Source organism: Vineibacter terrae (genome assembly GCF_008039615.1).
Taxonomy (GTDB): Bacteria; Pseudomonadota; Alphaproteobacteria; order Reyranellales; family Reyranellaceae; genus Vineibacter; species Vineibacter terrae.
Genome location: NZ_VDUZ01000001.1, coordinates 100074 through 122158, shown reverse-complemented (window position 1 = coordinate 122158; position 22085 = coordinate 100074). Strand labels below are relative to the sequence as shown.

At 68.5% G+C, this 22085-nt stretch carries 20 protein-coding genes; 8 read left to right on the top strand and 12 right to left on the bottom strand.

Translation table 11 applies throughout. The annotated features are described in order from the left end of the window. The first annotated feature begins 547 nt into the window (after positions 1–547). On the top strand, positions 548–1369 hold the full coding sequence (locus tag FHP25_RS00600) for a HoxN/HupN/NixA family nickel/cobalt transporter (protein ID WP_147844935.1): 822 nt from the start codon (positions 548–550) through the stop codon (positions 1367–1369). 317 nt (positions 1370–1686) lie between these two features. Here FHP25_RS00600 and FHP25_RS00595 read toward each other — a convergent pair whose 3' ends face one another. The 6 genes from FHP25_RS00595 to FHP25_RS00570 all read right to left on the bottom strand — a co-directional run bounded on the left by FHP25_RS00595 (position 1687) and on the right by FHP25_RS00570 (position 9168). Next, entirely contained in the window at positions 1687–2667 is a 981-nt protein-coding gene (locus FHP25_RS00595; protein WP_147844934.1) for a Vgb family protein, read from the bottom strand. Positions 2668–2762: 95 nt separating this feature from the next. Next, a complete protein-coding gene (locus tag FHP25_RS00590) occupies positions 2763–3911 on the bottom strand; it encodes a WD40/YVTN/BNR-like repeat-containing protein (protein WP_147844933.1) in 1149 nt (382 codons plus the stop codon). Between the two features lie 74 nt (positions 3912–3985). Beyond that, on the bottom strand, positions 3986–4984 hold the full coding sequence (locus FHP25_RS00585; RefSeq protein ID WP_147844932.1) for an MBL fold metallo-hydrolase: 999 nt from the start codon (positions 4982–4984) through the stop codon (positions 3986–3988). A gap of 66 nt (positions 4985–5050) precedes the next feature. After that, a complete protein-coding gene (locus FHP25_RS00580; protein ID WP_147844931.1) occupies positions 5051–5563 on the bottom strand; it encodes a hypothetical protein in 513 nt (170 codons plus the stop codon). Positions 5564–5675: 112 nt separating this feature from the next. Beyond that, on the bottom strand, positions 5676–6500 hold the full coding sequence (locus FHP25_RS00575) for a high-affinity nickel-transport family protein (RefSeq protein WP_147844930.1): 825 nt from the start codon (positions 6498–6500) through the stop codon (positions 5676–5678). A gap of 304 nt (positions 6501–6804) precedes the next feature. Beyond that, on the bottom strand, positions 6805–9168 hold the full coding sequence (locus FHP25_RS00570; RefSeq protein ID WP_147844929.1) for a xanthine dehydrogenase family protein molybdopterin-binding subunit: 2364 nt from the start codon (positions 9166–9168) through the stop codon (positions 6805–6807). A 268-nt stretch (positions 9169–9436) separates the two neighbouring features. Between FHP25_RS00570 and FHP25_RS00565 the strand changes: the two genes are divergently transcribed. Beyond that, entirely contained in the window at positions 9437–10372 is a 936-nt protein-coding gene (locus FHP25_RS00565; protein WP_147844928.1) for a pentapeptide repeat-containing protein, read from the top strand. Positions 10373–10701: 329 nt separating this feature from the next. After that, positions 10702–11529 (top strand): hypothetical protein, encoded by an 828-nt coding sequence (locus FHP25_RS00560; RefSeq protein WP_147844927.1) that lies wholly within the window; start codon positions 10702–10704, stop codon positions 11527–11529. Between the two features lie 131 nt (positions 11530–11660). Here FHP25_RS00560 and FHP25_RS00555 read toward each other — a convergent pair whose 3' ends face one another. Together FHP25_RS00555 and FHP25_RS00550 are read right to left on the bottom strand one after the other, a co-directional pair. Beyond that, positions 11661–12086, bottom strand: coding sequence for a type II toxin-antitoxin system VapC family toxin (locus FHP25_RS00555; protein WP_147844926.1), 426 nt, complete (start codon positions 12084–12086; stop codon positions 11661–11663). Then, positions 12086–12340, bottom strand: a complete 255-nt coding sequence (locus FHP25_RS00550; protein ID WP_147844925.1) for a type II toxin-antitoxin system Phd/YefM family antitoxin — start codon at positions 12338–12340, stop codon at positions 12086–12088. The genes FHP25_RS00555 and FHP25_RS00550 overlap by 1 nt, the downstream gene beginning before the upstream one ends. A 378-nt stretch (positions 12341–12718) precedes the next feature. On the opposite strand from FHP25_RS00550, the gene FHP25_RS00545 reads away from it, so the two are divergent. The 3 genes from FHP25_RS00545 (at position 12719) to ndk (ending at position 16809) form a co-directional block, all read left to right on the top strand. Next, positions 12719–14341 carry a tannase/feruloyl esterase family alpha/beta hydrolase gene (locus FHP25_RS00545; RefSeq protein WP_178133185.1) on the top strand — a complete coding sequence of 541 codons (1623 nt, stop codon included), beginning with the start codon at positions 12719–12721 and terminating at the stop codon, positions 14339–14341. Between the two features lie 153 nt (positions 14342–14494). Then, positions 14495–16285 carry a cation:proton antiporter domain-containing protein gene (locus FHP25_RS00540; protein WP_147844923.1) on the top strand — a complete coding sequence of 597 codons (1791 nt, stop codon included), beginning with the start codon at positions 14495–14497 and terminating at the stop codon, positions 16283–16285. Between the two features lie 101 nt (positions 16286–16386). Beyond that, positions 16387–16809 (top strand): nucleoside-diphosphate kinase, encoded by a 423-nt coding sequence (gene ndk / locus FHP25_RS00535; protein WP_147844922.1) that lies wholly within the window; start codon positions 16387–16389, stop codon positions 16807–16809. Between the two features lie 64 nt (positions 16810–16873). On the opposite strand, the gene FHP25_RS00530 is transcribed toward ndk, so the two are convergent. The 4 genes from FHP25_RS00530 to purM form a co-directional block, all read right to left on the bottom strand. After that, positions 16874–17077 carry an aa3-type cytochrome c oxidase subunit IV gene (locus tag FHP25_RS00530; protein ID WP_147844921.1) on the bottom strand — a complete coding sequence of 68 codons (204 nt, stop codon included), beginning with the start codon at positions 17075–17077 and terminating at the stop codon, positions 16874–16876. A gap of 73 nt (positions 17078–17150) precedes the next feature. Continuing rightward, complete coding sequence (locus tag FHP25_RS00525; RefSeq protein ID WP_147844920.1) at positions 17151–17738, bottom strand: HutD/Ves family protein; 588 nt, start codon at positions 17736–17738, stop codon at positions 17151–17153. Further along, entirely contained in the window at positions 17735–18394 is a 660-nt protein-coding gene (gene purN, locus FHP25_RS00520; RefSeq protein ID WP_147844919.1) for a phosphoribosylglycinamide formyltransferase, read from the bottom strand. The genes FHP25_RS00525 and purN overlap by 4 nt, the downstream gene beginning before the upstream one ends. Further along, positions 18382–19494 carry a phosphoribosylformylglycinamidine cyclo-ligase gene (purM, locus tag FHP25_RS00515; protein WP_147844918.1) on the bottom strand — a complete coding sequence of 371 codons (1113 nt, stop codon included), beginning with the start codon at positions 19492–19494 and terminating at the stop codon, positions 18382–18384. The genes purN and purM overlap by 13 nt, the downstream gene beginning before the upstream one ends. Positions 19495–19592: 98 nt before the next feature. Here purM and FHP25_RS00510 point away from each other — a divergent pair, with 98 nt between their 5' ends. Then, a complete protein-coding gene (locus FHP25_RS00510) occupies positions 19593–20645 on the top strand; it encodes a DUF2066 domain-containing protein (protein ID WP_178133184.1) in 1053 nt (350 codons plus the stop codon). Between the two features lie 13 nt (positions 20646–20658). After that, entirely contained in the window at positions 20659–22002 is a 1344-nt protein-coding gene (locus FHP25_RS00505; RefSeq protein ID WP_147844916.1) for an amidohydrolase, read from the top strand. The last annotated feature ends 83 nt before the right edge of the window (positions 22003–22085 follow it).

Sequence of the window (22085 nt, the reverse complement as noted above, 5' to 3'; positions counted from 1 at the left end):
CCTTGCCGCAGGAGATCCCTCGCTGCGCTCGGGATGACAGGAGGCTCATATGCGATCGCCCTGCCGATGGCGGGGCGGTCCTGCGCCGGGCTCGCAGTTGTCGATTTCCAACGCCGTGCCATGCTTGCGCTCCGCTGACTATACGCCCCCAACGCACCCTTTCCCCGGCGCGTGCCTCCCGTCGGCATCCGGAGAGCTCAGTGTCCTCGCGATCGGCAAGGCAGCCCGATCAAGGCCGCAGCATCGAGCCTGCTCGCGAGGACGGCTATCGATTTCGTCTTTCGTGCCGAGCTGAACCGCGGTGGGCAATCCTTGCAGCGGCTGCATCTGCATCGCGCTTAGTCTTGCGCGATCGGCACGCGCTCCACCTGCAGGCCACCCCAACTTTCACAGGATTGAAAATGAAGGACAGAAAATCAGAACGTGTCGATTGAGCCGTCCGAGGCGCAGCACGTCAACAAAAACATTCCGGGGAGCAGTTCTCAGCCGGCATGCTACTAATCCACGCTTGGCGGCGGCCTTGGCCGGCCAACCGAGGGTTGCCTGAATGCAGGAGCTCCTGTTCTTCGTCGCGTCGAGCTTCTGGGCGGGCGCCGCGCACGCGGCGACGCCGGGGCACGGCAAGACAATCGCGGCCGCCTACATCGTGGGCGCGCGCGGCAAGCCGATCGACGCCGTGATCCTCGGCATTTTCGTCACGCTGTCCCACACCAGCGGCATCGTGCTGGTCGGCGTGCTTGCCTCGCTCGGCTCGACCTGGCTGCGGCCACAGCGCATCGAAGCCTTCCTGGCGGTCGCGGTCGGCATCCTGGTGATCGTGCTCGGCCTGTGGATGCTGTGGTCGCAGCGCGATCTCGTGGCGCTTGCCATGGGCGAAGCCGGCGCGGCGGGCGAGGGCGCCGATCCGGGCCATGTCCACGCGCACGGTGGCGATGCGGCTCACCACCACCCGCATGGCCATGGCCACGGCGGGCCCGTGGTCTGGCACAGCCACGGATTCGGCAAGGTCCATGCCCACCGGCTGGACGCCGTGGGCGAGAACCGCCCGAAGCTGCTGGTGCTGCTGGCGCTGGGCATCGCGGGCGGCCTGCTTCCCGACCCGGCCGCGCTCGCGCTGCTGCTCGGCGCGCTGTCGAGCGGAAAGGTCCTGCTCGGCCTGGCGACCGTCGTGGTGTTCAGCCTCGGCTTCGCGGCGACGCTGGTGGTGGTCGGCATCGTCGCCGCCAAGGTCGGCGAACGGGTGCTGGACTGGCTCGCCAGCATCTGGATGATCCGCCTGCAGATCGCCACCAGCCTGCTGATCGTCGGCATGGGTGTGGTGCTGACCATCCGCGCGGTGTCCGCGGTGGCGGCGTTGCCGGCCGGCTGAGGGTGGGTCGTGACTGCCATCCCGAGAGTTTGTGATTTTAATCTTCCCCCGGAGGGGGAAGGTGGCGCGAAGCGCCGGAAGGGGGATGTTGCGACGGACTCGATGTCGTCGATGAACAACGAATCCGCTCGAGCATCCCCCTTCCGCCCCTGCGGGGCACCTTCCCCCTCCGGGGGAAGGATTAAGTCACACGGAGCGTAACGAGGGATATTTCTGCGAATGGCGCACCGTGCGTCCCTTCCAGGAGATCCCACTCCTGAGCCTGTCGAAGGGGCGCTCGGGATGACGGGTGTGTCAGCGGTCAGCGATGCCGGATACTACCGCGCGCCTGCGGACCGGGCCGGCAGCATGCCGACAAAGCCGGTGATGTCGGCGTACCAGACATTGCCGTCACGATCGACGGCGACGCTGAACGGCCGGGCATTGTCGCGGGGAAGCGCGAAGACCGCGATGTGCCCGTCGCGCAGCCGCCCGAGGCTCGCGCGGCGCAGCATGCCGAACCAGACGTCGCCGTTGGGCGCCACGGCAATGCCGCTGAGGCCGGCATTCTCCCGGCTGGCCTCGACATCCGAGAACTGCCCGTCCTTGAAGCGCCCGATGCGATTGGCGCGGAACTGCAGGAACCACACCGAGCCGTCGGCGCCGACCGCGACGTCGGTCGGCACGGCGCCGTCACGCGGCAGGTTGATGGTCCTGCTGGTCCCGTCGGCGGCGAGCTGGAGCAGCTGGTTGCCGCTCTGCAGCGTCGCCCATACGGCGCCGTCGGCCGCCACGGCGACGCCGTAGGGTCCGCCGCGCGCGGACTCGATCTGGAAGCGGGTGAAGACGCCGTCCTTGAGCCTGGTCATGCCGTAGCCGGTCTGGTCGGCGAACCACGCGGCGCCGTCGGGCGCGATCGCCAGCCGTCCGAGGCGGGTGATCGGCGTGTCGAGCACGAACCGTGCGATCTCGCCGGCGCTGCCGATGCGCGTGATCCCGCGTCCGGCGAGGTCGGTGTACCAGGCGCTGCCGTCGGCCGCGACCGCGAGCCCCAGCGGCTCGATGTTGCGGCTCGGCGTGGGCAGCCGCTCGATGCGGCCGTTGCGCAGACGGCCGATCGCATCGGCGCGGTCGATGGTGAACCAGATGCTGCCGTCGGCGCCGGCGGCAATCGCGATCGGCGAATCCTGCGGCTCGCTCATGCGGTGCTCGACGAACCTCGCCTCGGGGGTGGTGTCCACCGGCAGCAGCGCGCCGCCCGCCAGGACGATGATGCCGATCACCACGGCCAGCTTCCGGGTTCCGAGGCTTGCAAGCATTCGCGGCACGGTCCGCACGAGCTTCGGAAGCGACAAGGACACTGGCAGCTCCATGATTGAGGTGCCGCTCTCGAGCCCAGCGTTCTCGTCGCGCACTAGCTGCCGGCGGCGGCGCGCCGGCGCGCCAGATGCTGCGCCGCAAGGCCGCCGCCGATCAGCACCAGCACGAGGAACGAGAGCCCGCCGACGAGGCTGATCGGCTCGATGCGCGCCAGCAGGTTCTCGCCTTCGACGGCCATGCGCCAGGCTTCGGCATAGGGCACCAGCGAGAAGACCGCGTAGATGACGGCTGTGTCGTTCGGATCGCGGGCCAGCGGCCCGGCCTCGATATGGATCGGAAGATTGTCTTCCTTCGGCGTCCAGGTTTCACCGCCGTCCTCGCTGCGATGGATCCCGCGATCCGAGGAGACCACCAGGGTCCTCGCATCTGCGCTCGCCACAATGCCGCGCACCCTGGCGCCCGCTTCAGGCAGCGGCCGTCCCACGGCGCGCCAGCCGGCGCCGAGATCGTCGCTGACCATGATCCGGCCGCCGGCCGCGGCCCAGAGGCGTTGCGGCCGCGCCGCGTCGCTGCCGACCGTGTCGAGCGGCGCCGCCGTGCCGCCGAAGCCGGCGTCACGCCAGGTGCGGCCGCCATCGTGGCTGACCATCGCCCGGCCATCGATCACGGCCGCCAGCATGTCGGCCGTTCCCGCGATCGCCACCACCGCCGTCATCTCGCTCGCCGGCGGCAGCCCGGGCACGGCCGCGAAGGTGCGACCGCCGTCCTCGCTCACGAACAGCCGGCTCCGGCCGAGCAGATAGAAGCGGCCGTCCGCCGGCCCGGCGACCAGCGCCCGCGCCGGGATCGCAGATTCCGGAACCTCGGCGCGCCGCCAGCCATCCTGGTCGCGGCGAAAGACGCCGCTGGCGGCCGCGCACATGGCCAGCTTGCCGTCGGATGAGAAGGCGAGCGCGAACACCGCGCCGATGATGACGTCACGCCCTTCCGGCACCCAGCTTCGTCCCGCGTTTCGCGAGCTCAGGATTCCGAGATCGGTGCCGACCAGCAGGCGGGACGAATCGCGCGGATCGACCGTGATGACCAGCGCCGCATTGAGGAACATGCCGACATCCGCATTCAACCAGGCGGCGCCGAGATCGCGCGAGCGGAAGACGCCGCCATAGCTGCTGGCGTCATGCGCCGACACGCTGCCGGCCATGAGGAACACCATGCTGGCAAGCCAGAGCATCAGCCGACGCACGCCGATCAGCTTTCCTGCGATCCCCGAATGAAGCGGTCGGGGTGGGCAGGCGGGTCCCACCCCGACAGCGCCGGTCATGGCTTGCGCGATTTCTCACCGGGCGCCAGCGCGATCTCCGCCATGCGTCCGCCGTTCAGCGCCACCCAGGCGTTCCGCGTCAGCGGATACTTGTCGGTGTAGCTCAGCGGCTCGTGGGCGGCGACGCAGTTGTTGAAGCCGCCGGTGATCTTGTAGCACTTCTCGTAGGCGAGGAACTGCTGGACCGTATCGGTCTGCTGCACGTTCGCCGTCATCCAATCGCGGATGCCCTCGTACGAGGAGAACGCGTCTGACCCGAACACCAGCTTTCCGACGCTGGTCGGCACCTCGAGCAGCTGCGAGCCGGCCGTGTGGGCGCGGAACGCCGGATGGATCCGCACGCCGGGCAGGATCTCCATCTCGCCGTCGACGATCACCGCCTTGCCTTTCAGCACCTTGCCGTAGACCTCGGCCATCGTGAGCGGCATGTAGCCGCAAGCGGGCGTGCGGTTGCAGCCGCCGGGATCGGAGTTGATCGCCCGGATATGCGGCTCCGGATAGTTCAGCGCCCACTCGATCGCCTTGAGCTCCTCGCGCTGGACATAGAGCACGGCATTGGGCAGGTCGGACAATTGGCCGGCATGGTCCCAGTGGGCGTGGCCGATCACCACCTTGGTGACATCGGCGGCATTGAAGCCCAGAACCTTCAGCTGGTCCGGCAGCGGCGCCCAGTGCTCCGACCCGGTCATCTTCAGATATTCCTGCTGCTTCCAGCCGGTATCGTAGAGGATCAGCTCATTGCCGCACTTGATCACGCCGATGTTCACCGGCAGATCGACGCTCGCGATATTGTTCTGCGGGTTGGTGCTGCCGGGCACGAATGCGCGATCCGGCATGAACGCGCCGAACGGCACGTTCATGAAGCGGCTGCTCTCGATCAACCATGCCGAGCAGATCGGCTGCTGGGCCTGCGCCGCTGCGCCGAACAGGCATGCCAGCGCCGCTATCACGGTAGTCCACGCGAACGGACGTATTCGCAACGCACGCTTTCCCATGGCCTTCCTCCCTCCAGCTGGATTGAGCTTCCTGCGCCTGTCCCGTCTCCTTGGATACGATTGCTCTCAATGCGGCTTGTATTGTCCTGGCCACAGCACCTCGCCGACACGCAGCATGTCTTCCGAGGCCTTCACGTTCATCCGGTGCGCCTCGCCGAGCCGCCGCACGTCGCTGTCCTCGGCGAACTTCAGCATCTCGGCGGCAGCGGTGGCGTAGAGCGCCATTGCCTCGACGTACTGCTCGCGCATCCGGAACATCGAGGGTGGCGTGCTCATGGCACGGACACGGATCTCGGCATCATGGAAGAACGTCGCCAGCGGCTCGACCTTGCGTGCCAGCGCGCGCGCGTCGCGGTCCTCGGTCTGGTAGACGATGCCGGCAAAGCTCATCGACACCGCCAACCGGGATGCCTCGCGATGGACGGGCCACAAGGCAGTCGCGAAGCGTTCCTCGTCCGCCGTCAATGCCGGCAGCGGGGGATGCTCGGCGCGCGGGCCGGCAGCTTGCGCCGCCGGTTGCACCATCGATCGCGGCCGCACCTCGTACAGCCACGCAGCGCCTGTGGTTGCCGCGAGCATCACAACAACGCCGGCCAGCAAAAGCGCCCGCCCGCCGGGGGTGCCGATCGTGTGAATAGCGCACCCTCCATGCTTATTGTTGCGGCACTCTATCCCTCGATTTCTGTGGCGGTCAATGGGGATCCCAGCTCGGGGTGTCGGTGAACAGGCCGCCTTCGGCAAAGCCGATGCTGTAGATCAGGAACACGCCGAAGACGAAGCTGACCAGGCCCGACGCGACGCGCAGGCGCCAGTTGAACTTCGGCAGATTGATCGCCGTAACCGTGAACGGCACCGCCAGGATCAGCGTGATCAGCATCATGCCGGCGACGGTGCCGATCCCGAACAGCAGCAGGTAGCCGAGCGCGGCGACCGGCTCACGGATGATTGACAGGACCATCAAGGCGACGGCGGCCGATCCGGCAAGGCCGTGCACGAGGCCGACTGCGAAAGGCCGCAGCCACTTGTAGTACGCGATCCGGCCGAGCCCGCTGCGGTCGAGCCGCGCCAGCGGCGTGTGCTCGGCGGCGTGCCCGTGGGCGCCGGGGAGGTGGCCGTGCGGGTGCCGGTGCACGTAGTCGCCGTGCGCATGCAGGTGATCGTGGAGGTCGGGCGCCTGTCCCGGGGCAACGCGCGCCGCGCCGGCCGCGCGGCCCATCCCCGTCAAGGTGAGAACACCGAGCAGCACCAGCATGATGCCGACGGCGAGCTCCATCGACAGGCCGAGCTGGGGCGGGATGACGACCCCGAACACGATGATCGCAGCGCCGACAGCCATGACCGTGATCGTGTGCCCGATGCCCCAGGCGGCGCCGATCAGCGCCGAGGCCGCCACGCCGCGCTCGCGGCTGACGATGGTCGCGATGGCGACCACGTGGTCGGCGTCGGTCGCATGCCGCATCCCGAGGAAGAAGCCGAGGAACAGGATGGACACGAGGTTCAGGGCGATTTCGGTCATTGCGCGCGCCAGATGGCTCCCCCGGCCGCATTATGCAGCGTCTTGGCCCAGCACCAATTCCCACGCGCGCCGCGCCGCACCGCTGCCGCGCGGGCCTGTCTTATCCTTCCCCCTCCGGGCAGGGCATTCGCATATGACCTCGCTGTCATCCAGAGCGCCAGCGAGGGATCTCCTGCGGCAAGGCGCACGGTGCGCAATTCGCGGGAGATCCCTCGCTACGCTCGGGATGCTGCCTTGTCCTGGTCGTCGGGCGGTTTCAGCCACTCTCCGATCAGAGGCGCCCCCGCCGATCGACACCTCGGCCTCAGGCCGGCTGGTGCTGCGCAATGGCCCGGAACACGCGCTCGGGCGTCGCGGGCATGTCGAGGTCCGTGATCCCGAGCGGGGCGAGCGCGTCCAGCACCGCGTTCATGATCGCCGGTGGCGCGCCGATCGTGCCGGCCTCGCCGCAGCCCTTGGCGCCGAGCGGATTGTGCGCGCACAGCGTCGTGTTGGTCTCCAGCGTGAACGGTATGAAGTTGTCGGCGCGCGGCATGCAGTAGTCCATGAACGAGCCGGTCATGAGCTGGCCGCTCGCGGCATCGTAGACCGTGTTCTCGTAGAGCGCCTGGCCGATCCCCTGGACCAGCGCGCCGTGCACCTGGCCCTCGACGATCATCGGATTGACGATGCGCCCGAAATCGTCGGCGCCGGTGAAATTGATCAGCGCCACGGTCCCGGTCTCGCGATCGATCTCGATCTCGGCGATGTAGCAGCCGGCGGGATAGGTGAAGTTCGTCGGATCGTAGAAGGCGGTCTCCTCGAGGCCGGGCTCCAGCGTCTCGATGGGAAAATTGTGCGGGACATAGGCGGAGAAGGCGACCTGCGCGAAAGGCACCGCGCGGTCGGTGCCGGCCACCGAGAACTTGCCGTCCGCGAACTCGATATCCGCCTCGGCCGCCTCCAGCAGATGGGCGGCGATCTTCTTGCCCTTGTTGACGATCTTGTCCATGGCCTTGACCAGCGCGGTGCCGCCCACGGCCAGCGAGCGCGAGGCGTAGGTGCCCATGCCGAACGGGATGCGGCCGGTGTCGCCGTGGACGATGTCGACCTGGTTGAAGGCAAGGCCGAGCCGGTCCGACACGAGCTGGGCGAAGGTCGTCTCGTGACCCTGGCCATGGCTGTGCGCGCCGGTGAAGACGGTGATGCCGCCGGTCGGGTGCACGCGCACCTGGGCGCTCTCGTAGAAGCCGGCGCGCGCGCCGAGCTGGCCGGCGATCACCGAGGGCGCCATGGCGCAGGCCTCGATATAGGTGGCGATGCCGATGCCCCGCAGCCTGCCATGCGCCGCCGATGCCTGCCGGCGCTGCTCGAAGCCGGCGTAGTCGGCGGCCTTGAGGGCCATGTCGAGGGTCTTGAAGTAGTCGCCGCTGTCATAGGTGAGCATGACCGGCGTGGCATAGGGAAAGGCCGCGTTGGCGATGAAGTTCCGCCGGCGCAGCTCCGCCGGGTCGATCTTCATCTCGCGCGCCGCGCGATCGACGAGGCGCTCCACGACATAGCAGGCCTCCGGACGCCCGGCGCCGCGATAGGCGTCGACCGGCGCCGTGTTAGTGAAGACGCCCTTGACCTCGACATAGATCGCCGGCGTGGCGTAGTTGCCGGCGAGCAGGGTGCCGTAGCACCAGGTCGGAATCGCCGGCGCGAAGCTGCCGAGATAGGCCCCGAGATTGGCCAGTGTCGCCACGCGCATGGCCAGGAACTTGCCGTCCTTGTCCAGGGCGAGCTCGGCCTTGGTGAGGTGGTCGCGCGCCTGGTTGTCGGTGAGGAAGATCTCGCTGCGGCTGGCCGTCCATTTCACGGGACGGCCAAGCCTGGCGGCGAGCCACAGCACCAGCGCCTGCTCGTTGTAGATCGAGCCCTTGGTGCCGAAGCCGCCGCCGACATCGGGCGCCACCACGCGCAGCTTGTGCTCAGGAAGCTGCAGGACGAAGGAGGCGATGAGTAGCCGGTGCACGTGCGGTGCCTGGCTGGTGGTGTGGAGCGTGTAGTCGCCGGTGGCGGGGTCATGCTCGCCGATGGCGGCGCGCGGCTCCATCGGGTTGGAGACCAGCCGGTTGTTGACGAGGTCCAGATGCGTCACGTGGTGGGCGCGGGCGAAGGCGGCATCGACCGCCGGCTTGTCGCCCAGGTGCCAGTCGAAGCAGAGATTGTTGGGCGCGGCGTCGAACAGCAGCGGCCCGCCCGGCCTGATGGCCGCGTCGGCTGCCACCACCGCCGGCATCTCCTTGTAGACGACGTCGATCAGCTCGGCCGCCGCTTCCGCCTGCTCGCGCGTCTCTGCGACCACCACCGCCACCGGGTCGCCGACATGGCGCACCTTCGCCTGGGCGAGAAGCGGGCGCGGTGGCTCGACCATGGGCGAGCCGTCCTTGGAGGTGACGAGCCAGCCGCAGGGCAGGCTGCCGACCTGCAGATCGGCGCCCGTGAAGACTGCCGCGACACCCGGCGCCGCCTGTGCCCTGGCCGTCTCGATGCTGACGATCTCGGCATGGGCATGCGGGCTGCGCAGCAGGCAAGCCTGCAGCTGGCCGGGCCGATTGATATCGTCGGTATAGGTGCCCTTGCCCGTGAGGAAGCGCACGTCCTCCTTGCGCCGGACCGCCGCCCCGATGCCGAAGCTGCCCATGGCTCATCCCTCCCAGGCCAAATCCGTTCAGGGTGCCTGGACCATGCGCGCGGTCGCGCGTTTTGCGCAGGCTGACCGAACATGCAGGCCACCCTGCGCGGGAGCCTACACCCTGAAGGCATCGAGGTGGCATGAGATTTTACCGCCACGGCCCATGGTGGTATGATCAAAACAGGCAGGGGAGGAAGGACCGGATGTATCCGGCGCGCATCGCACTGCGCAGGTATCCCCGTAGAGATGATGAAAAATACCCAGGCGCGGTCAGGCAATGGTCGCCATCAAGGGAAAATCCTTTGACGAGGAACGTTTCGACGCCACTGGAAACGGCACGTACTTTGATGAATGTGTTTTCAACAAATGCACGTTCACAGGAGATCTAGACCTTAGATTCAATGCTTGTCGTCTAATCAACTGCGATTTCGGTCAAGCAAAAAAACATTCCAAAGATATTCAGAAATTAGGCTTCGGAAAGTGCGTAATCGAAGATGGGGCATTCTATTCGGTGCGCCTCAGGGATTCCTACTTCGCCAATTGTGAATTGGACGGACTTGGATTTTTGTACACCGAATTTGACGGGGTCAATTTGGTCAACACGAGAGGCTTACCAAGCTGTAGGTACCTTGAACGTATATACGTTACGCCCGAGACTCGGAATGATCTGAACATAGATCTGCTCGATGTGCCGCTCGATCATTTCGACCGTATCGCTTCATGGGAGAAGCTCCGGGCCTTCGGCCGGCTGCCGTTGTTTGGAACGTCGCTGACGGTTTTGGTCTCAATTCCGCTGATCTTCTATGTCCTTGCCTTATATAACGATCATGTTTGGCGCCTGAGGGTGGTCGGCTCCTGCTTTCTTCTGCCCTTGCGGCTCAATGAGCTGCTTGGCGCTCTACATACGATTCCCATTCCATCATTGTCTCTCTGGTTGCTGGTATCCACGCTGCTGCTGGCTGTAGCTTCCTCGATGTTCAGATTGCTTTGCCCTCCGCGTATTCAAGAGTTTTCCCGCGCGCAATGGACCGATCAAATAGGTAATTCAGCGTTGCCGTACTTGGTGGATTCGTGGCGCAAACGCTGGGCCCGCATGATCGCAGCTCCCTGCTACCTGGCAGGTGGTATTGGAACGGTCTTCGTTTTGCTCGTGAAGCTTTGGAATGCTGGTGCGTTTATCTGGAAAAATTCAGAATTTCATTGGGGCCTTTAGGCCCAGACAGGCCCCGGGCGCCGAGGGCAACCGTTCCGGCCTTCGCGGCGCGCATCATGTGCTCGGAGCCGGGCTCCGCGTGCACGGCACGTGGCGCCGAAGAGCTGCGACTGGATCGCGTCGTGCAGCCCCGGCGCATGCGCCCGCGGCCATGACACGATCCTCTTCCGGCGCAGCCGCGTCCGCGCGATCCCGGTCACATCTGCGCCGCCGCAATTCGCATGCTGCCAACTTCTGAGATGCGCACGACTCGGATCGTCGCATGACCGACCTTCATTCCATTTGGCTATGGCGGGCGAAGTTTCTTCTGTGGCTGAGCCCGCATCGCTGTGCAAATTTCGCTGCGGCATGGTTTGCGCGGCGAGTTGGCCAAATGCGATGTCTCTCTGTCGAGCCGCAAGCCGTGCCCTGCACCGCCCGGAACCGCAAGCGCGCCGCGAGCCGTCCGGGGGAGAAAAGTAGAGGCCACGGTGGATCCTTTTGCTTTCGCCAACATGCCGCCTCAAGCCCAGCTCTGGCTGCTGCGGGCAGCGCAGGCCAAATCCGAGATCGACGGCAACCTGAAGGCCGCGAAGGCCATCGGGGTCGTTCTGAAGGACCTTCTCCGTGCGCAGCCGCGACAGGTCCAGGCGATCGCCAAGACCACCCAGTCGCTCCTGCAGGAGCGTCGCATGGCCAAGACCGCGCGGGAGGTGCAGCTCGCCGCCGAAATCATCGAAGAGACGGCCGAGCTGTCACCCGAGGCGATGCAGGCCCTGAAAGTCTCCTCGGAGGTTGCGACCGCCGAGGTCGAGACGATGGTTCTGAGGAACGGCCAGTGGGTACGCCTGGCGGGCCGGTCGGCCGGCACGCTGCTGTCGTGCTTCTCCGTGCTGGCGACCGCGTCGCTGATCGTCGACGTCCTGGCTGCAACGGCGAGGCCGGCCGGCGCCGCGGATTGGGAAGCCACCCCCGAGCTCATCCGCCGCGCGCGCCTGCTGCAGGCCTCGGTCGGACCGTTGAGCCAGGCCGACCGCGACCTCGTGCTGCAGGTTGCGCACTATCGGCTTCAGTTCGCGATGCAGACCTTCGTCGAGATCATGCAGCAGCACATCGGCGACCTGCAGCGGCAGGCGCAGCGGGCCAATCCGGCGTGGCGGCCGGGCGCGCGATGGTAGGGTGGACGCGGGGGATGGCGGCTTGGCGCGACAGCGTAGACGGCACCGGTGCTGTGGAAGGCGGCGCATTAAATTAAAGGCGTGCCCGGAACCGGAGCGCGAGCTGGCTCTTGCCACAAGGTGATTCAGCCTTAGCCGACAGGGTCCCACGGATTGAGCAGCAGAACGCCGGTTGTCGCGAAGTCGGCCAGGTTCCGGGTGGCGATCATCATGCCGTGAACCAGCGCCGTCGCGGCAATGAAGGCGTCATTGATCGGCAGCGGGTCAGGAACATGCAGGCTGGCGGCGCGCCTGGCGACAGCGACGTCGATCGGCAGGACCCGATCCTCGAAGGTGGCCAGAACCTGGTCCTCCAGCCACGCTCTGAACATCGCACCCTGTTGCGGGTCTCGGCGTTCGGCGAGCCGCACGCCGATTTCAAGCTCATGAACGGTGATGGCGGAGATGAACAGATCGACCGGGTCGAGGGTATCGGACCACGTGGCGACATTGGGGTTTGCCCGGCCGCGGCGAACCTTGCGAAGCTCGGAGACGACGTTCGTATCGAGCAGAAACATCACGGCAAGGAAACCAGCTTCGCCCGCTCGGTGCGCGGCGGCAGCTCAAGCTCGCCATCCGCCGGGCCGGGCATGGCAAGCAGGTTCGCGATGCTCTGGCGCTTGCCCGTGATGCGCCGGTATTCTTCGATGCTGAGCAGCACATGGGCAGGCCGGCCCCGGTCAGTGATGAAAACCGGGCCCTTGGCCGTCGCTTTCTTGGCGCGGCTGGTATCTTGATTGAATTCCCGGCTCGACAGGGTCGTGATGGCCACGGCGACAGCTCCAGCAGCTCGTGTATAAACGTTACTACAATTTTGCCCCTAAGGGAATAAGCAAATATTTCCGGCGCGCCGTTTTTCGTTCCGTTGTCCACATGACGCGCGGTCCTCATCTTGGGTCTGTCGAAGGATGCTCGGAGTGTCAGCCTTGGTTCCGGGTGAAATCGGCTGAGGCAGCGACCCTCCGGGTTTTCGTACTTTCCGACGTTTGCGTCACGCCCTTGGCGAGGTGAAAAACGACAAGCCCTTGTCTTCGTTGATGAATCGACCCGGCCACTCCCTTCAGCGAGGTTGAACGAATCCATGCTGGCCCCAACCCCGATCATGGTCGAACATCGTCCCTCGACGGAGCAAGGGCAGGGGAGATGCGCCATGACCCGATTGACGGCACGCCTGAGCCTCGCGGGCGCCGCGGCGTCGGTGATCGCCGCCGCCATCAGCATCGGCGCCGGCAGTGGCGCGGCGTGGGCGCAGAACGGCTACAGCTTCCTCGATGCCGAGCGCTCGGCGATCGACTACCGCCTGGCGCCGGCCCAGCCGGTGCGCAGCTGCGCCGACATCGAGCGCATCGCCTCGGCCGCGTTCGCGGCCCTGTCGGTGCAGGAGGTGGCGGCGGCCGACGGCGTGCCGGCGTTCTGCCGCGTGCTGGGGCAGATCCCGCCCGAGGTACGCTTCGAGGTGGCGCTGCCGATGGCCTGGAACCGGCGGCTCTACATGCGCGGCAACGGCGGCTTCGCCGGCGAGGCGCTCGATGCGCCGCCACGCGTTGCGCAGCGCAACGCGGCGCTGCGCCACGGCTTCGTGGCGGTGCAGACCAACACCGGCCATGACGCCGCCGGCGAGCCGCTGGCCAGCTTCGCGTCCAACCCCGCCAAGAAGATCGACTACGCCTTCCGCGCCGTACACCTCACCGCCGGCGCCGCCAGGCGCCTCGCCGGCTTCTTCTACGACCGCGCCCCGGCCTTCAGCTACTGGGACGGCTGCTCGACCGGCGGCCGCCAGGGGCTGATGTCGATGCAGCGCTATCCCGGCGACTTCGATGGCGTCATCGTCGGCGCGCCGGTGCTGAACTTCATCGACTCGATGGTGTCGGGCGTATGGAACGCCAAGGCGCTGGAGCGCAACCCGATCCGGCTGGAACAGATGCCGGCGCTGGCCGCCGCCATCTACAAGAAGTGCGACGCCAGGGACGGGCTCGACGACGGCGTGATCGACGATCCGCGCCAGTGCGGCTTCGATCCCGACGCCGACCTGCCCAAATGCAACGGCAGCGAAGGCGCCGACTGCTTCACGCCCGGCCAGATCGCGACGCTGAAGGCGATCTATGGCGGCGTGGTCAGCGGCGGCAAGCCGTACTTCCCCGGCCAGCCGGTCGGCGCCGAGAAGATCGGCACGCCGCCGTTCGGCAGCACGACGCCGCAAAGCGGCTGGGCGGGATGGCTGCTGGCCGCCGAGGGCGCCAACCGGCAGATCACCTACGGCGAGTCGTTCCTGCGCTACATGGCCTTCGACAAGCCCGATCCGACCTACGACTGGCACCGCTTCGACATCGACCAGGACCCGGCGAAGCTGGACGAGATCCGCGAGCTGCTCAACGCCACCAGCACCGACCTGTCGGCGTTCCGCAACCGCGGCGGCAAGGCGCTGATGTATTTCGGCTGGGCCGACACCGCCCTCAATCCGCTGATGGGCATCGACTACTACATGCGCGTGAGCGAGCGGCTGGGGCCTTCCACGCGCGACTTCTTCCGCCTGTTCATGGTGCCGGGCATGTTCCATTGCCGCGGCGGGGTGGGCGTCGACCGCATCGACGCGCTGACGCCGCTGATCAACTGGGTCGAGAACGGCATCGCGCCCGACCGCATCGTCGGCAGCCGCCTCGAGGCCGGCAAGGTCGTGCGCACGCGGCCGCTCTGCCCCTATCCGCAGGTGGCCAGGCACGACGGCAGCGGCAGCGTCGACGAGGCCGCGAGCTTCACCTGCGCAGCGCCGTAGCCTCGACGTCCAGACTGTCATCCCGAGCGCAGCGAGGGATCTCCCGCGAATGGCGCACGGTACGCCATTCGCGGGAGATCCCTCGCTGCGCTCGGGATGACGGTTGCAGATGCCTATGATGACAGACGCGGAGATGTAAACCTACTATGCCCCATGGCCCTCGACCTGGAACCCTACAAGGACACGCTGCTGTTCCTCGGGACGGCGGGCCTGGTCGTGCCGCTGTTCCACCGCCTGCGCATCAGCCCGGTGCTGGGCTTCCTCGCCGCCGGCATCGCGCTGGGGCCGAGCGGCCTGGGCCGGCTGGCGGCGGATATCCCATGGCTGGCCTACGTCACCATCGACGACATCGACCGGATCGCGCATCTGGCCGAGTTCGGTGTCGTGTTCCTGCTGTTCATGATCGGGCTGGAGCTGTCGTGGGAGCGCCTCACCACGCTGCGCCGCCTGGTGTTCGGCCTCGGCTCGCTGCAGGTCGCGGCCTCGGCCACCGTGATCGGCGCGGCGGCCTACGTCCTGGGCCAGACGCCGGCGGCTTCCGCCGTCCTGGGCACGGCGCTCGCCCTGTCGTCGACCGCGATCGTGCTGCCGGTGCTGGCCGACCGCAAGCGGCTCAACTCGCCGGCCGGCCGCGCCAGCTTTGCCGTGCTGCTGCTGCAGGATCTCGCCGTGGCGCCGATGCTGTTCATGGTCGCCATGCTGGGCGCGCACGAAGGCAGCGGCATCGGCACCGGCCTGCTGCTCGCCTTCGTGCCGGCGGCGGTCGGCCTGCTGGTGCTGGTGGTGCTGGGCCGGCTGGTGCTGCGGCCGCTGTTCCACTCCGTGGCCGCCACCCGCAGCACGGAGCTGTTCATGGCGACCTGCCTGCTGGTGGTGATCGGCACCGGCCTGGTGACGGCCGCCACCGGGCTGACCATGGCGCTGGGCGCCTTCATCGCCGGCATGCTGCTGGCCGAGACCGAGTTCCGGCGCGAGATCGAGGTCACCATCGAGCCGTTCAAGGGCCTGCTGCTGGGGCTGTTCTTCGTCTCGATCGGCGCCGGGCTGGACGTGCCGCTTCTGGTCGACGCGGCGCCTGTCGTGCTCGGCCTCGCGCTGGCCCTGATCGTGGGCAAGGCGCTGATCGTGATGGGGCTGGCGCATGTCGTGGGCCTGGCGCCCTCGGTCGGGCGCGAGGTCGCGGTGCTGCTGGGGCCGTGCGGCGAGTTCGCCTTCGTGCTGCTGACCACCGCCATGGCCCTGCGGGTCGTGCCGGCCAATACAGGCGGCCTGGTGATGGTCGCCGTCTCGCTCACCATGGTGATGATCCCGGTCGTGGCGATCGTGGGCGAGCGCGCGGCCAGGCGGGCGGTGAAGGCCGAGCTGCCGGCGTTCGAGCCGGTACCGGTCGACGACCAGGAGCGGGTGCTGATCGTGGGCTACGGCCGGGTCGGCAAGCTGGTGGGCGAGATGCTGTCGCGCCACGACGTGCCGTACCTGGCCGTCGATGGCGATCCCAGGGTGGTGGCCAGCGAGCGTGCGGCCGGCCGCAAGATCTATTTCGGCGATGCCAGCCGGCCGGAGTTCCTGCGCCGCAGCGGCATCGACAAGGCGCGTGCGCTGGTGGCGACGATGGACGACCCGGCCGCGGTCGAGCGCGTGGTCGCGGCCGCCCATGCCGAGCGCGCCGGCCTCACGATCGTGGCCCGCGCCCGCGATGCCGACCACGCCACCCGGCTGTATGCCCTGGGCGCCACCGACGCCGTGCCCGAGACGATCGAGGCCAGCCTGCAGCTGTCGGAGGCGCTGCTGGTCGAGATCGGCCTGCCCATGGGGCTGGTCATCGCCTCGATCCACGAGAAACGCGACGAGATCCGCAAGGTGCTCGACGTGCCCGGCGCGCCGGCGACGGCGCGCCGCATCGCGCGGCGCACGTTCCGGCGGCGGGCCCGCGGCGAGGGATGACAGGGAAAGGAGGGGCGGCCGGCGGCGCGATTGCCTGCGGCGGCGCGAGCGATTATAAGGCGCGCCACCGAACCGACCGCCTGCTCACAACGGAGACCATGATGGCGCTGGAGCGCACCTTCTCGATCATCAAGCCGGACGCCACGCGCCGCAACCTCACGGGCAAGATCAACGCCCGCTTCGAGGAGGCCGGCCTGCGCATCGTCGCCCAGCGGCGCATCTGGATGACCCAGGCCCAGGCCGAGACCTTCTACGGCGTGCACAAGGAGCGGCCGTTCTTCAACAGCCTGGTCGCGTTCATGACGTCGGGCCCGGTGGTCGTGCAGGTGCTGGAAGGCGAGGGCGCCATCGCCCGCAACCGTGAGATCATGGGCGCCACCAACCCGGCCAACGCCGCCGCCGGCACCATCCGCAAGGACTTCGCCGAGTCGGTCGAGGCCAACTCGGTGCACGGCTCGGACTCGCCCGAGAACGCCGCCATCGAGATCGCCTACTTCTTCGCCGGCCACGAGCTGGTGGGCTGACCGCAGCCCTTGCGGGCAACAAAAAAGGCGGCCCGACGGGCCGCCTTTTCGCGTACGCGGTGCGTCAACGGCGCACGGCGGCCACGATGGTGAGCGCGACCAGGGCGATGAACATGGCCACGATCACCGACCAGCCCATCTTGGCGACGACGCCGAAGGCCAGGCCCAGCACGATGATCAGCAGGGCGAGCACCGTGTAGCTCGTGAGCTTCATCACGGTGTTGTAGGTCTCGCGGTGCTGGCGCATGTCAAAGTTCGAATCAGCCATGGGGCTCCCCAAACGGAAGGCGTTGAGCTGACGCCCTTATATCCAAGGGTGACGGTGGGGAAAAGAGCCGGCTTCAGCCTTGTCCGGCCGGCGCGATGACCGCCGCGACCAGCATCGACCAGGGCCGGTAGGGCTCGAACGCCAGCGGCAGGGCGCCGTCGCGATGCACGGCGGCGTGGCCGGCGTCGAGCGGCCGCGGCACGCCGTCGGCCACCACCAGGTTGAAGCCGCCGCGCGCGGCGTAGAGCACGATGGCGCCGCCGGGCGCCTGCAGGCGGCCGGCGCCGGGGAAGGCCTGAAGCCGGCCGGCATGGCGGCCCCGCCGCAGCAGCAGGTTCATCACCTGCAGGCGGGCATCGACGTCGCAGATGGTCGCGGTGGCGCCGTCGAAGGCAATCGTATCGAAGACCGGAACCGGCTGCGGCGCGGCGCCGTCGAAGCCCAGCCGCAGCCCGGCGCCCAGGGGCAGCAGCAGGCGGTCGATGCCCGGCAGGTGCGAGAACGGGCCGGGCCGGTTGATGTCGCTGAGCGCCACGCGCCAGTCGGCCGTGTCGATATCGGCATCCGGCGGCGCGGCGGCGATGGTGCGCGTGATGCCGCCCTTGTTCTTCCACGGCTCGGCCGGCAGGCGCTCGATGCGCAGGATCTCGAGGCCGGTCATGGCCGCCACAGGATGGCGCCGCCGGGCGCGATGCCGTCGATGACCACGCGGTCCGGCTTGCCGGGCTGCGGCACCAGCCGCACGCGGCGCTCGCCGAACCAGCGCAGCGCCAGCGGGTAGAGCGCATGCTCGGCCTTCAGGATGCGGGCCGCCAGCGTGTCGGCGGTGTCGTCGGGATGCACCGGCACGGCCGCCTGCGCCACGATCGGGCCGCCGTCGAGGTCGTCGGTCACCAGATGCACCGTGGCGCCGCTCACCCGCGCGCCGGCATCGATCGCCTGCTGCTGCACATGCAGGCCCTTGAACGCCGGCAGCAGCGAGGGGTGGATGTTGAGGATGCGGTTGGCCCAGCGCGCCGGGAACCAGGGGCTGAAGATGCGCATGAAGCCGGCCAGGCACACCAGCTCGACGCCGGCCGCCTCCAGCGCGGCGCCGACGGCGCGGTCGAAGGCTTCGCGGTCGGGAAAGTCGCGGTGCGGAATGACCGTGGCCGGCACGCCGAAGCGCTGCGCATGCGAAAGCCCGCCGGCCTCGGGGCGGTTGCTGACCACCAGCGCGATCTCGACCGGGAAGTCCGGGGCGGCGCAGGCCTCGAGCAATGTCAGCAGGTTGCTGCCGCGGCCCGAGATCAGCACGCCGGCCTTCAGCCGCGCCATAGCGCATCCGCGTTGGCCACGATGCAGTCGGCCTCGGCCTGCGGCTGCGGCGCCGGCTCGACCACGCCGACCGGGCGCACCGTCTCGCCCGCTTCGGCCAGGCAGGCCGTGACCCGCTCGGCGTCGGCCGCGGCCACCGCCACGACCATGCCCAGGCCGCAGTTGAAGGTCTGAAGCATGTCGTCGGTCGGCACGTTGCCGACCGCGCGCAGCCAGCCGAACACCGGCGGCGGCGTCCAGGCCGTGGCATCGAGCGTGGCGCGCAGGCCGTCGGGCAGCATGCGCGGCACGTTGCCGGGCAGGCCGCCGCCCGTGATGTGCGCCAGGCCCTTCACGGCACCCGTGCTGCGGATTGCCGCCAGCATCGTGCGGACATAGATGCGCGTCGGTGCAAGCAGGGCGCGGGCCAGTGTCTGGCCGGCCGCGAACGGCGCCGGCGTATCGAGCGCCAGCCCGCTGCGCTCGACGATGCGGCGGACCAGGGAGAAGCCGTTGGAGTGCAGGCCGACCGAGGCGACGCCCAGCAGCACGTCGCCGGCCTGGATGTCCGGCCGCGGCAGCAGCTGGCCGCGCTCGGCGGCGCCGACGGCGAAACCGGCGAGATCGTAGTCGCCGCCGCCGTACATGCCGGGCATCTCGGCGGTCTCGCCGCCGACCAGGGCGCAGCCGGCCTGGCGGCAGCCCTCGGCGATGCCGGCCACGACGGCGCGGCCGGCGGCGACCTCCAGCCGGCCGGTGGCGTAGTAGTCGAGGAAGAACAGCGGCTCGGCCCCCTGCACCACGATGTCGTTGACGCACATCGCCACCAGGTCGATGCCGACCGTGTCGTGGACCGCCGCGTCGATCGCCAGCCGCAGCTTGGTGCCGACGCCATCGGTGCCCGAGACCAGGATCGGATCGGTGAAGCCGGCGGCCTTGAGGTCGAACATGGCGCCGAAGCCGCCCAGCCCGCCCACGACGCCGGGGCGCCGCGTGGACCTGGCCAGCGGCTTGATCTGTTCCACCAGCGCATCGCCGGCCTCGATGTCCACACCCGCTTCCTTGTAGGTGAGGGGGGCGTGGTTGTGGTCCTTGGGGAGGTTCAAGCGGCCGCCGTTCATGCTAGGAATCGGGCGCGAAAATATCCGAACACGAGGGCTTTGCAATGGCGGCGGCAGCAGCGTTTTCCCCATGGCGGCGGACCCCGGGGCGCTTGATCATGGGCCTGGCGCTGTGGCTGGGCGCGCTGGCGGCGCCGGCCATGGCCCAGCCCCGGCCGGTCGACAACCCGGTGTTCACGGTCACCAACGTGCCGGTCGACGCCAGCGCCCCCAACCCGCTGCAGGCGCGCGAGAAGGCGCAGATGGAGGGCGTGAAGCGGGCCTTCGACATCCTGGTGCGGCGTCTGGTCGCTGCCGAGGATATCGCCCGGATCACGCCGCCATCGGATCCCGAGCTGGAGAGCATCATCAAGGGCTTCGAGTTCGCCGACGAGCGCACCGCGCCCGGCCGCTACATCGCCCTGCTTTCGGTGGTGTTCCGGCCCGACCGCATCAGCGGCATGCTGCGCGGCGCCGGCATTCCCTTCGTCGATGCGGCGTCGCCGCCCGTGCTCACCATTCCCGTGATGCGCTCCACCGCGGGCGTGGTGGCGCTCGATGAGAAGACACCCTGGCGCGAGGCCTGGGGCAACGTCGCCAAGGCCGGCGGGCTGGTGCCGACCCCGCTGCTGCGGGCCGACGCCACCGACCTGAAGGCCATCAACCCCGAGCAGGCCTTCGTGGGCGACATGGCGGCGCTAAGCCGCCTCGCCGAGCGCTACGGCGCGCAGCGCATCCTGGTCTCCGTCGCCACCGGCGAGCCCGACGGGCCGTTCGCCGTCTCGGGCACGGTCTACGATTTCACCATCAGCGACAAGCTCACCCTGGCGCCGCAGAGCGGCGTCGCCATCGACAAGCTCATCGACGCGGCCGTCCGGCAGCGCACCAGGCTCGAGGAGGACTGGAAGGCCGTCGCCACGCTGTCGCACGACATCGCCGACGCGGTTGCCGTCGTCGTGCCGCTCAAGGACCTGGCCGAATGGGTCAACATCCGCCGCCGCATCTCGGCGGCAGTGTCGGTGCGCCGCGTGCAGGTGCAGTCGCTGGAAGAGGGGCGCGCCATCGTGGTGGTGAACTTCGTGGGCACCCGCGCCCAGCTCGACAAGGCGCTCGAGCAGCGTGGCCTGGCCCTGGTCGACAGCGGCGGCAGCCTGTCGATCGTGACACGCTAGCGAGGAGGACGTCATGCGCAGCATTCCATCGGTTCGAGGCTTGTCACCGGCCATCGCGCTGGCTGCGGTGCTGTGGAGCGGCGGCGCCATGGCCGACCAGCAGGGCCCGCTCGATGCGCGCATCGACGCGGCGGTCAACGCCGTCGAGGCCAAGGTGATCGCCTGGCGGCGCGACATCCACCAGAACCCGGAGCTGGGCTACCAGGAGGTGCGCACCGCCAAGCTGGTGGCCGATCACCTCACCGCCCTGGGCTACGAGGTCAAGACGGGCGTGGGCCGCACCGGCCTGGTGGCGCTGCTGCGCGGCGGCAAGCCCGGCCCGGTGGTGGCGCTGCGCGCCGACATGGACGCCCTGCCGGTCAAGGAGGAGGTCGACGTGCCGTTCGCCTCCAAGGTCCTGGCCACGTGGCGCGGCCAGCAGGTGCCGGTGATGCATGCCTGCGGCCATGACGCGCATGTCGCGATCCTGATGGGCGTGGCCGAGGTGCTGGCGTCCATGCGCGCCGACCTGCCGGGCACCATCAAGCTGCTGTTCCAGCCGGCGGAGGAGGGCTCCGGCGACGGCAGCCCCGGCGGCGCCACGTCGATGGTGCGCGACGGCGCCATGCAGGATCCCAAGCCTGAAGCCGTGTTCGGCCTGCATGTCAGCTCGGGGCTGCGGGTCGGCGAGATCGCGCTGCGGCCGGCCGGGCTGATGGCCAGCTCCGACAGCTTGCGCATCGAGATCAAGGGCAGCCAGACGCACGGCGCCATGCCATGGGGCGGCGTCGATCCGATCGTCGTCTCGGCCCAGGTCGTGCTGGCGCTGCAGACCATCGCCAGCCGGCAGATCGATGTCACGCGCTCGCCGGTGGTGGTCACGGTCGGCAGCATCCATGGCGGCAACCGCGGCAACATCATCCCCGACACCGTGGTCATGGAAGGCACCATCCGGGCCCATGACGAGGACGTGCGCAACCGGCTGCACGAGAAGATCAAGGCCGTGACCGAGGGCACGGCGCATGCCGCCGGCGCCGAAGCCAAGGTGACCATCAATCGCGGCTACCCGGTGACGGTCAACGACCCGCCGCTGACGGCTTGGGCGGGGGCCAGCCTGCGCCGCGCTGCCGGCGCCGAGCGGGTGCAGGAGTCGCGTCCCGTCATGGCATCGGAGGACTTCTCGGTGCTGGCCCGCGAGGCACCGGGCGTGTTCTTCTTCCTCGGCATCACGCCGGCGGACAAGCGGCCGGGCGCGCTGGGCATGGGCGGCGCCGCGCCCAATCATTCGCCGCGCTTCTTCATCGACGAGGCCGGCCTGAAGCTGGGCGTGCGCGCGCTGTCCTTCCTCACGGTCGACTACCTTGGACGCGCGAAGTGAGGGTGCAAGAATGTCTTCCTCCCCACACTGTGGGGAGGTGCCCCGAAGGGGCGGAGGGGACCCCACGCGGTCTCTGTAATGGA

Excerpts from the sequence above, each read along its gene's own strand:
- purN (WP_147844919.1), bottom strand. The coding sequence starts at position 18,394 with ATGGCGCGGCTGAAGGCCGGCGTGCTGATCTCGGGCCGCGGCAGCAAC.
- FHP25_RS00575 (WP_147844930.1), bottom strand. The coding sequence starts at position 6,500 with ATGACCGAAATCGCCCTGAACCTCGTGTCCATCCTGTTCCTCGGCTTC.
- ndk (WP_147844922.1), top strand. The coding sequence starts at position 16,387 with ATGGCGCTGGAGCGCACCTTCTCGATCATCAAGCCGGACGCCACGCGC.
- FHP25_RS00555 (WP_147844926.1), bottom strand. The coding sequence starts at position 12,086 with ATGTTTCTGCTCGATACGAACGTCGTCTCCGAGCTTCGCAAGGTTCGC.
- purM (WP_147844918.1), bottom strand. The coding sequence starts at position 19,494 with ATGAACGGCGGCCGCTTGAACCTCCCCAAGGACCACAACCACGCCCCC.
- FHP25_RS00545 (WP_178133185.1), top strand. The coding sequence starts at position 12,719 with ATGACCCGATTGACGGCACGCCTGAGCCTCGCGGGCGCCGCGGCGTCG.
- FHP25_RS00600 (WP_147844935.1), top strand. The coding sequence starts at position 548 with ATGCAGGAGCTCCTGTTCTTCGTCGCGTCGAGCTTCTGGGCGGGCGCC.
- FHP25_RS00565 (WP_147844928.1), top strand. The coding sequence starts at position 9,437 with ATGGTCGCCATCAAGGGAAAATCCTTTGACGAGGAACGTTTCGACGCC.
- FHP25_RS00570 (WP_147844929.1), bottom strand. The coding sequence starts at position 9,168 with ATGGGCAGCTTCGGCATCGGGGCGGCGGTCCGGCGCAAGGAGGACGTG.
- FHP25_RS00580 (WP_147844931.1), bottom strand. The coding sequence starts at position 5,563 with ATGCTCGCGGCAACCACAGGCGCTGCGTGGCTGTACGAGGTGCGGCCG.
- FHP25_RS00510 (WP_178133184.1), top strand. The coding sequence starts at position 19,593 with ATGGGCCTGGCGCTGTGGCTGGGCGCGCTGGCGGCGCCGGCCATGGCC.
- FHP25_RS00525 (WP_147844920.1), bottom strand. The coding sequence starts at position 17,738 with ATGACCGGCCTCGAGATCCTGCGCATCGAGCGCCTGCCGGCCGAGCCG.
- FHP25_RS00540 (WP_147844923.1), top strand. The coding sequence starts at position 14,495 with ATGGCCCTCGACCTGGAACCCTACAAGGACACGCTGCTGTTCCTCGGG.
- FHP25_RS00530 (WP_147844921.1), bottom strand. The coding sequence starts at position 17,077 with ATGGCTGATTCGAACTTTGACATGCGCCAGCACCGCGAGACCTACAAC.
- FHP25_RS00595 (WP_147844934.1), bottom strand. The coding sequence starts at position 2,667 with ATGCTTGCAAGCCTCGGAACCCGGAAGCTGGCCGTGGTGATCGGCATC.
- FHP25_RS00505 (WP_147844916.1), top strand. The coding sequence starts at position 20,659 with ATGCGCAGCATTCCATCGGTTCGAGGCTTGTCACCGGCCATCGCGCTG.
- FHP25_RS00585 (WP_147844932.1), bottom strand. The coding sequence starts at position 4,984 with ATGGGAAAGCGTGCGTTGCGAATACGTCCGTTCGCGTGGACTACCGTG.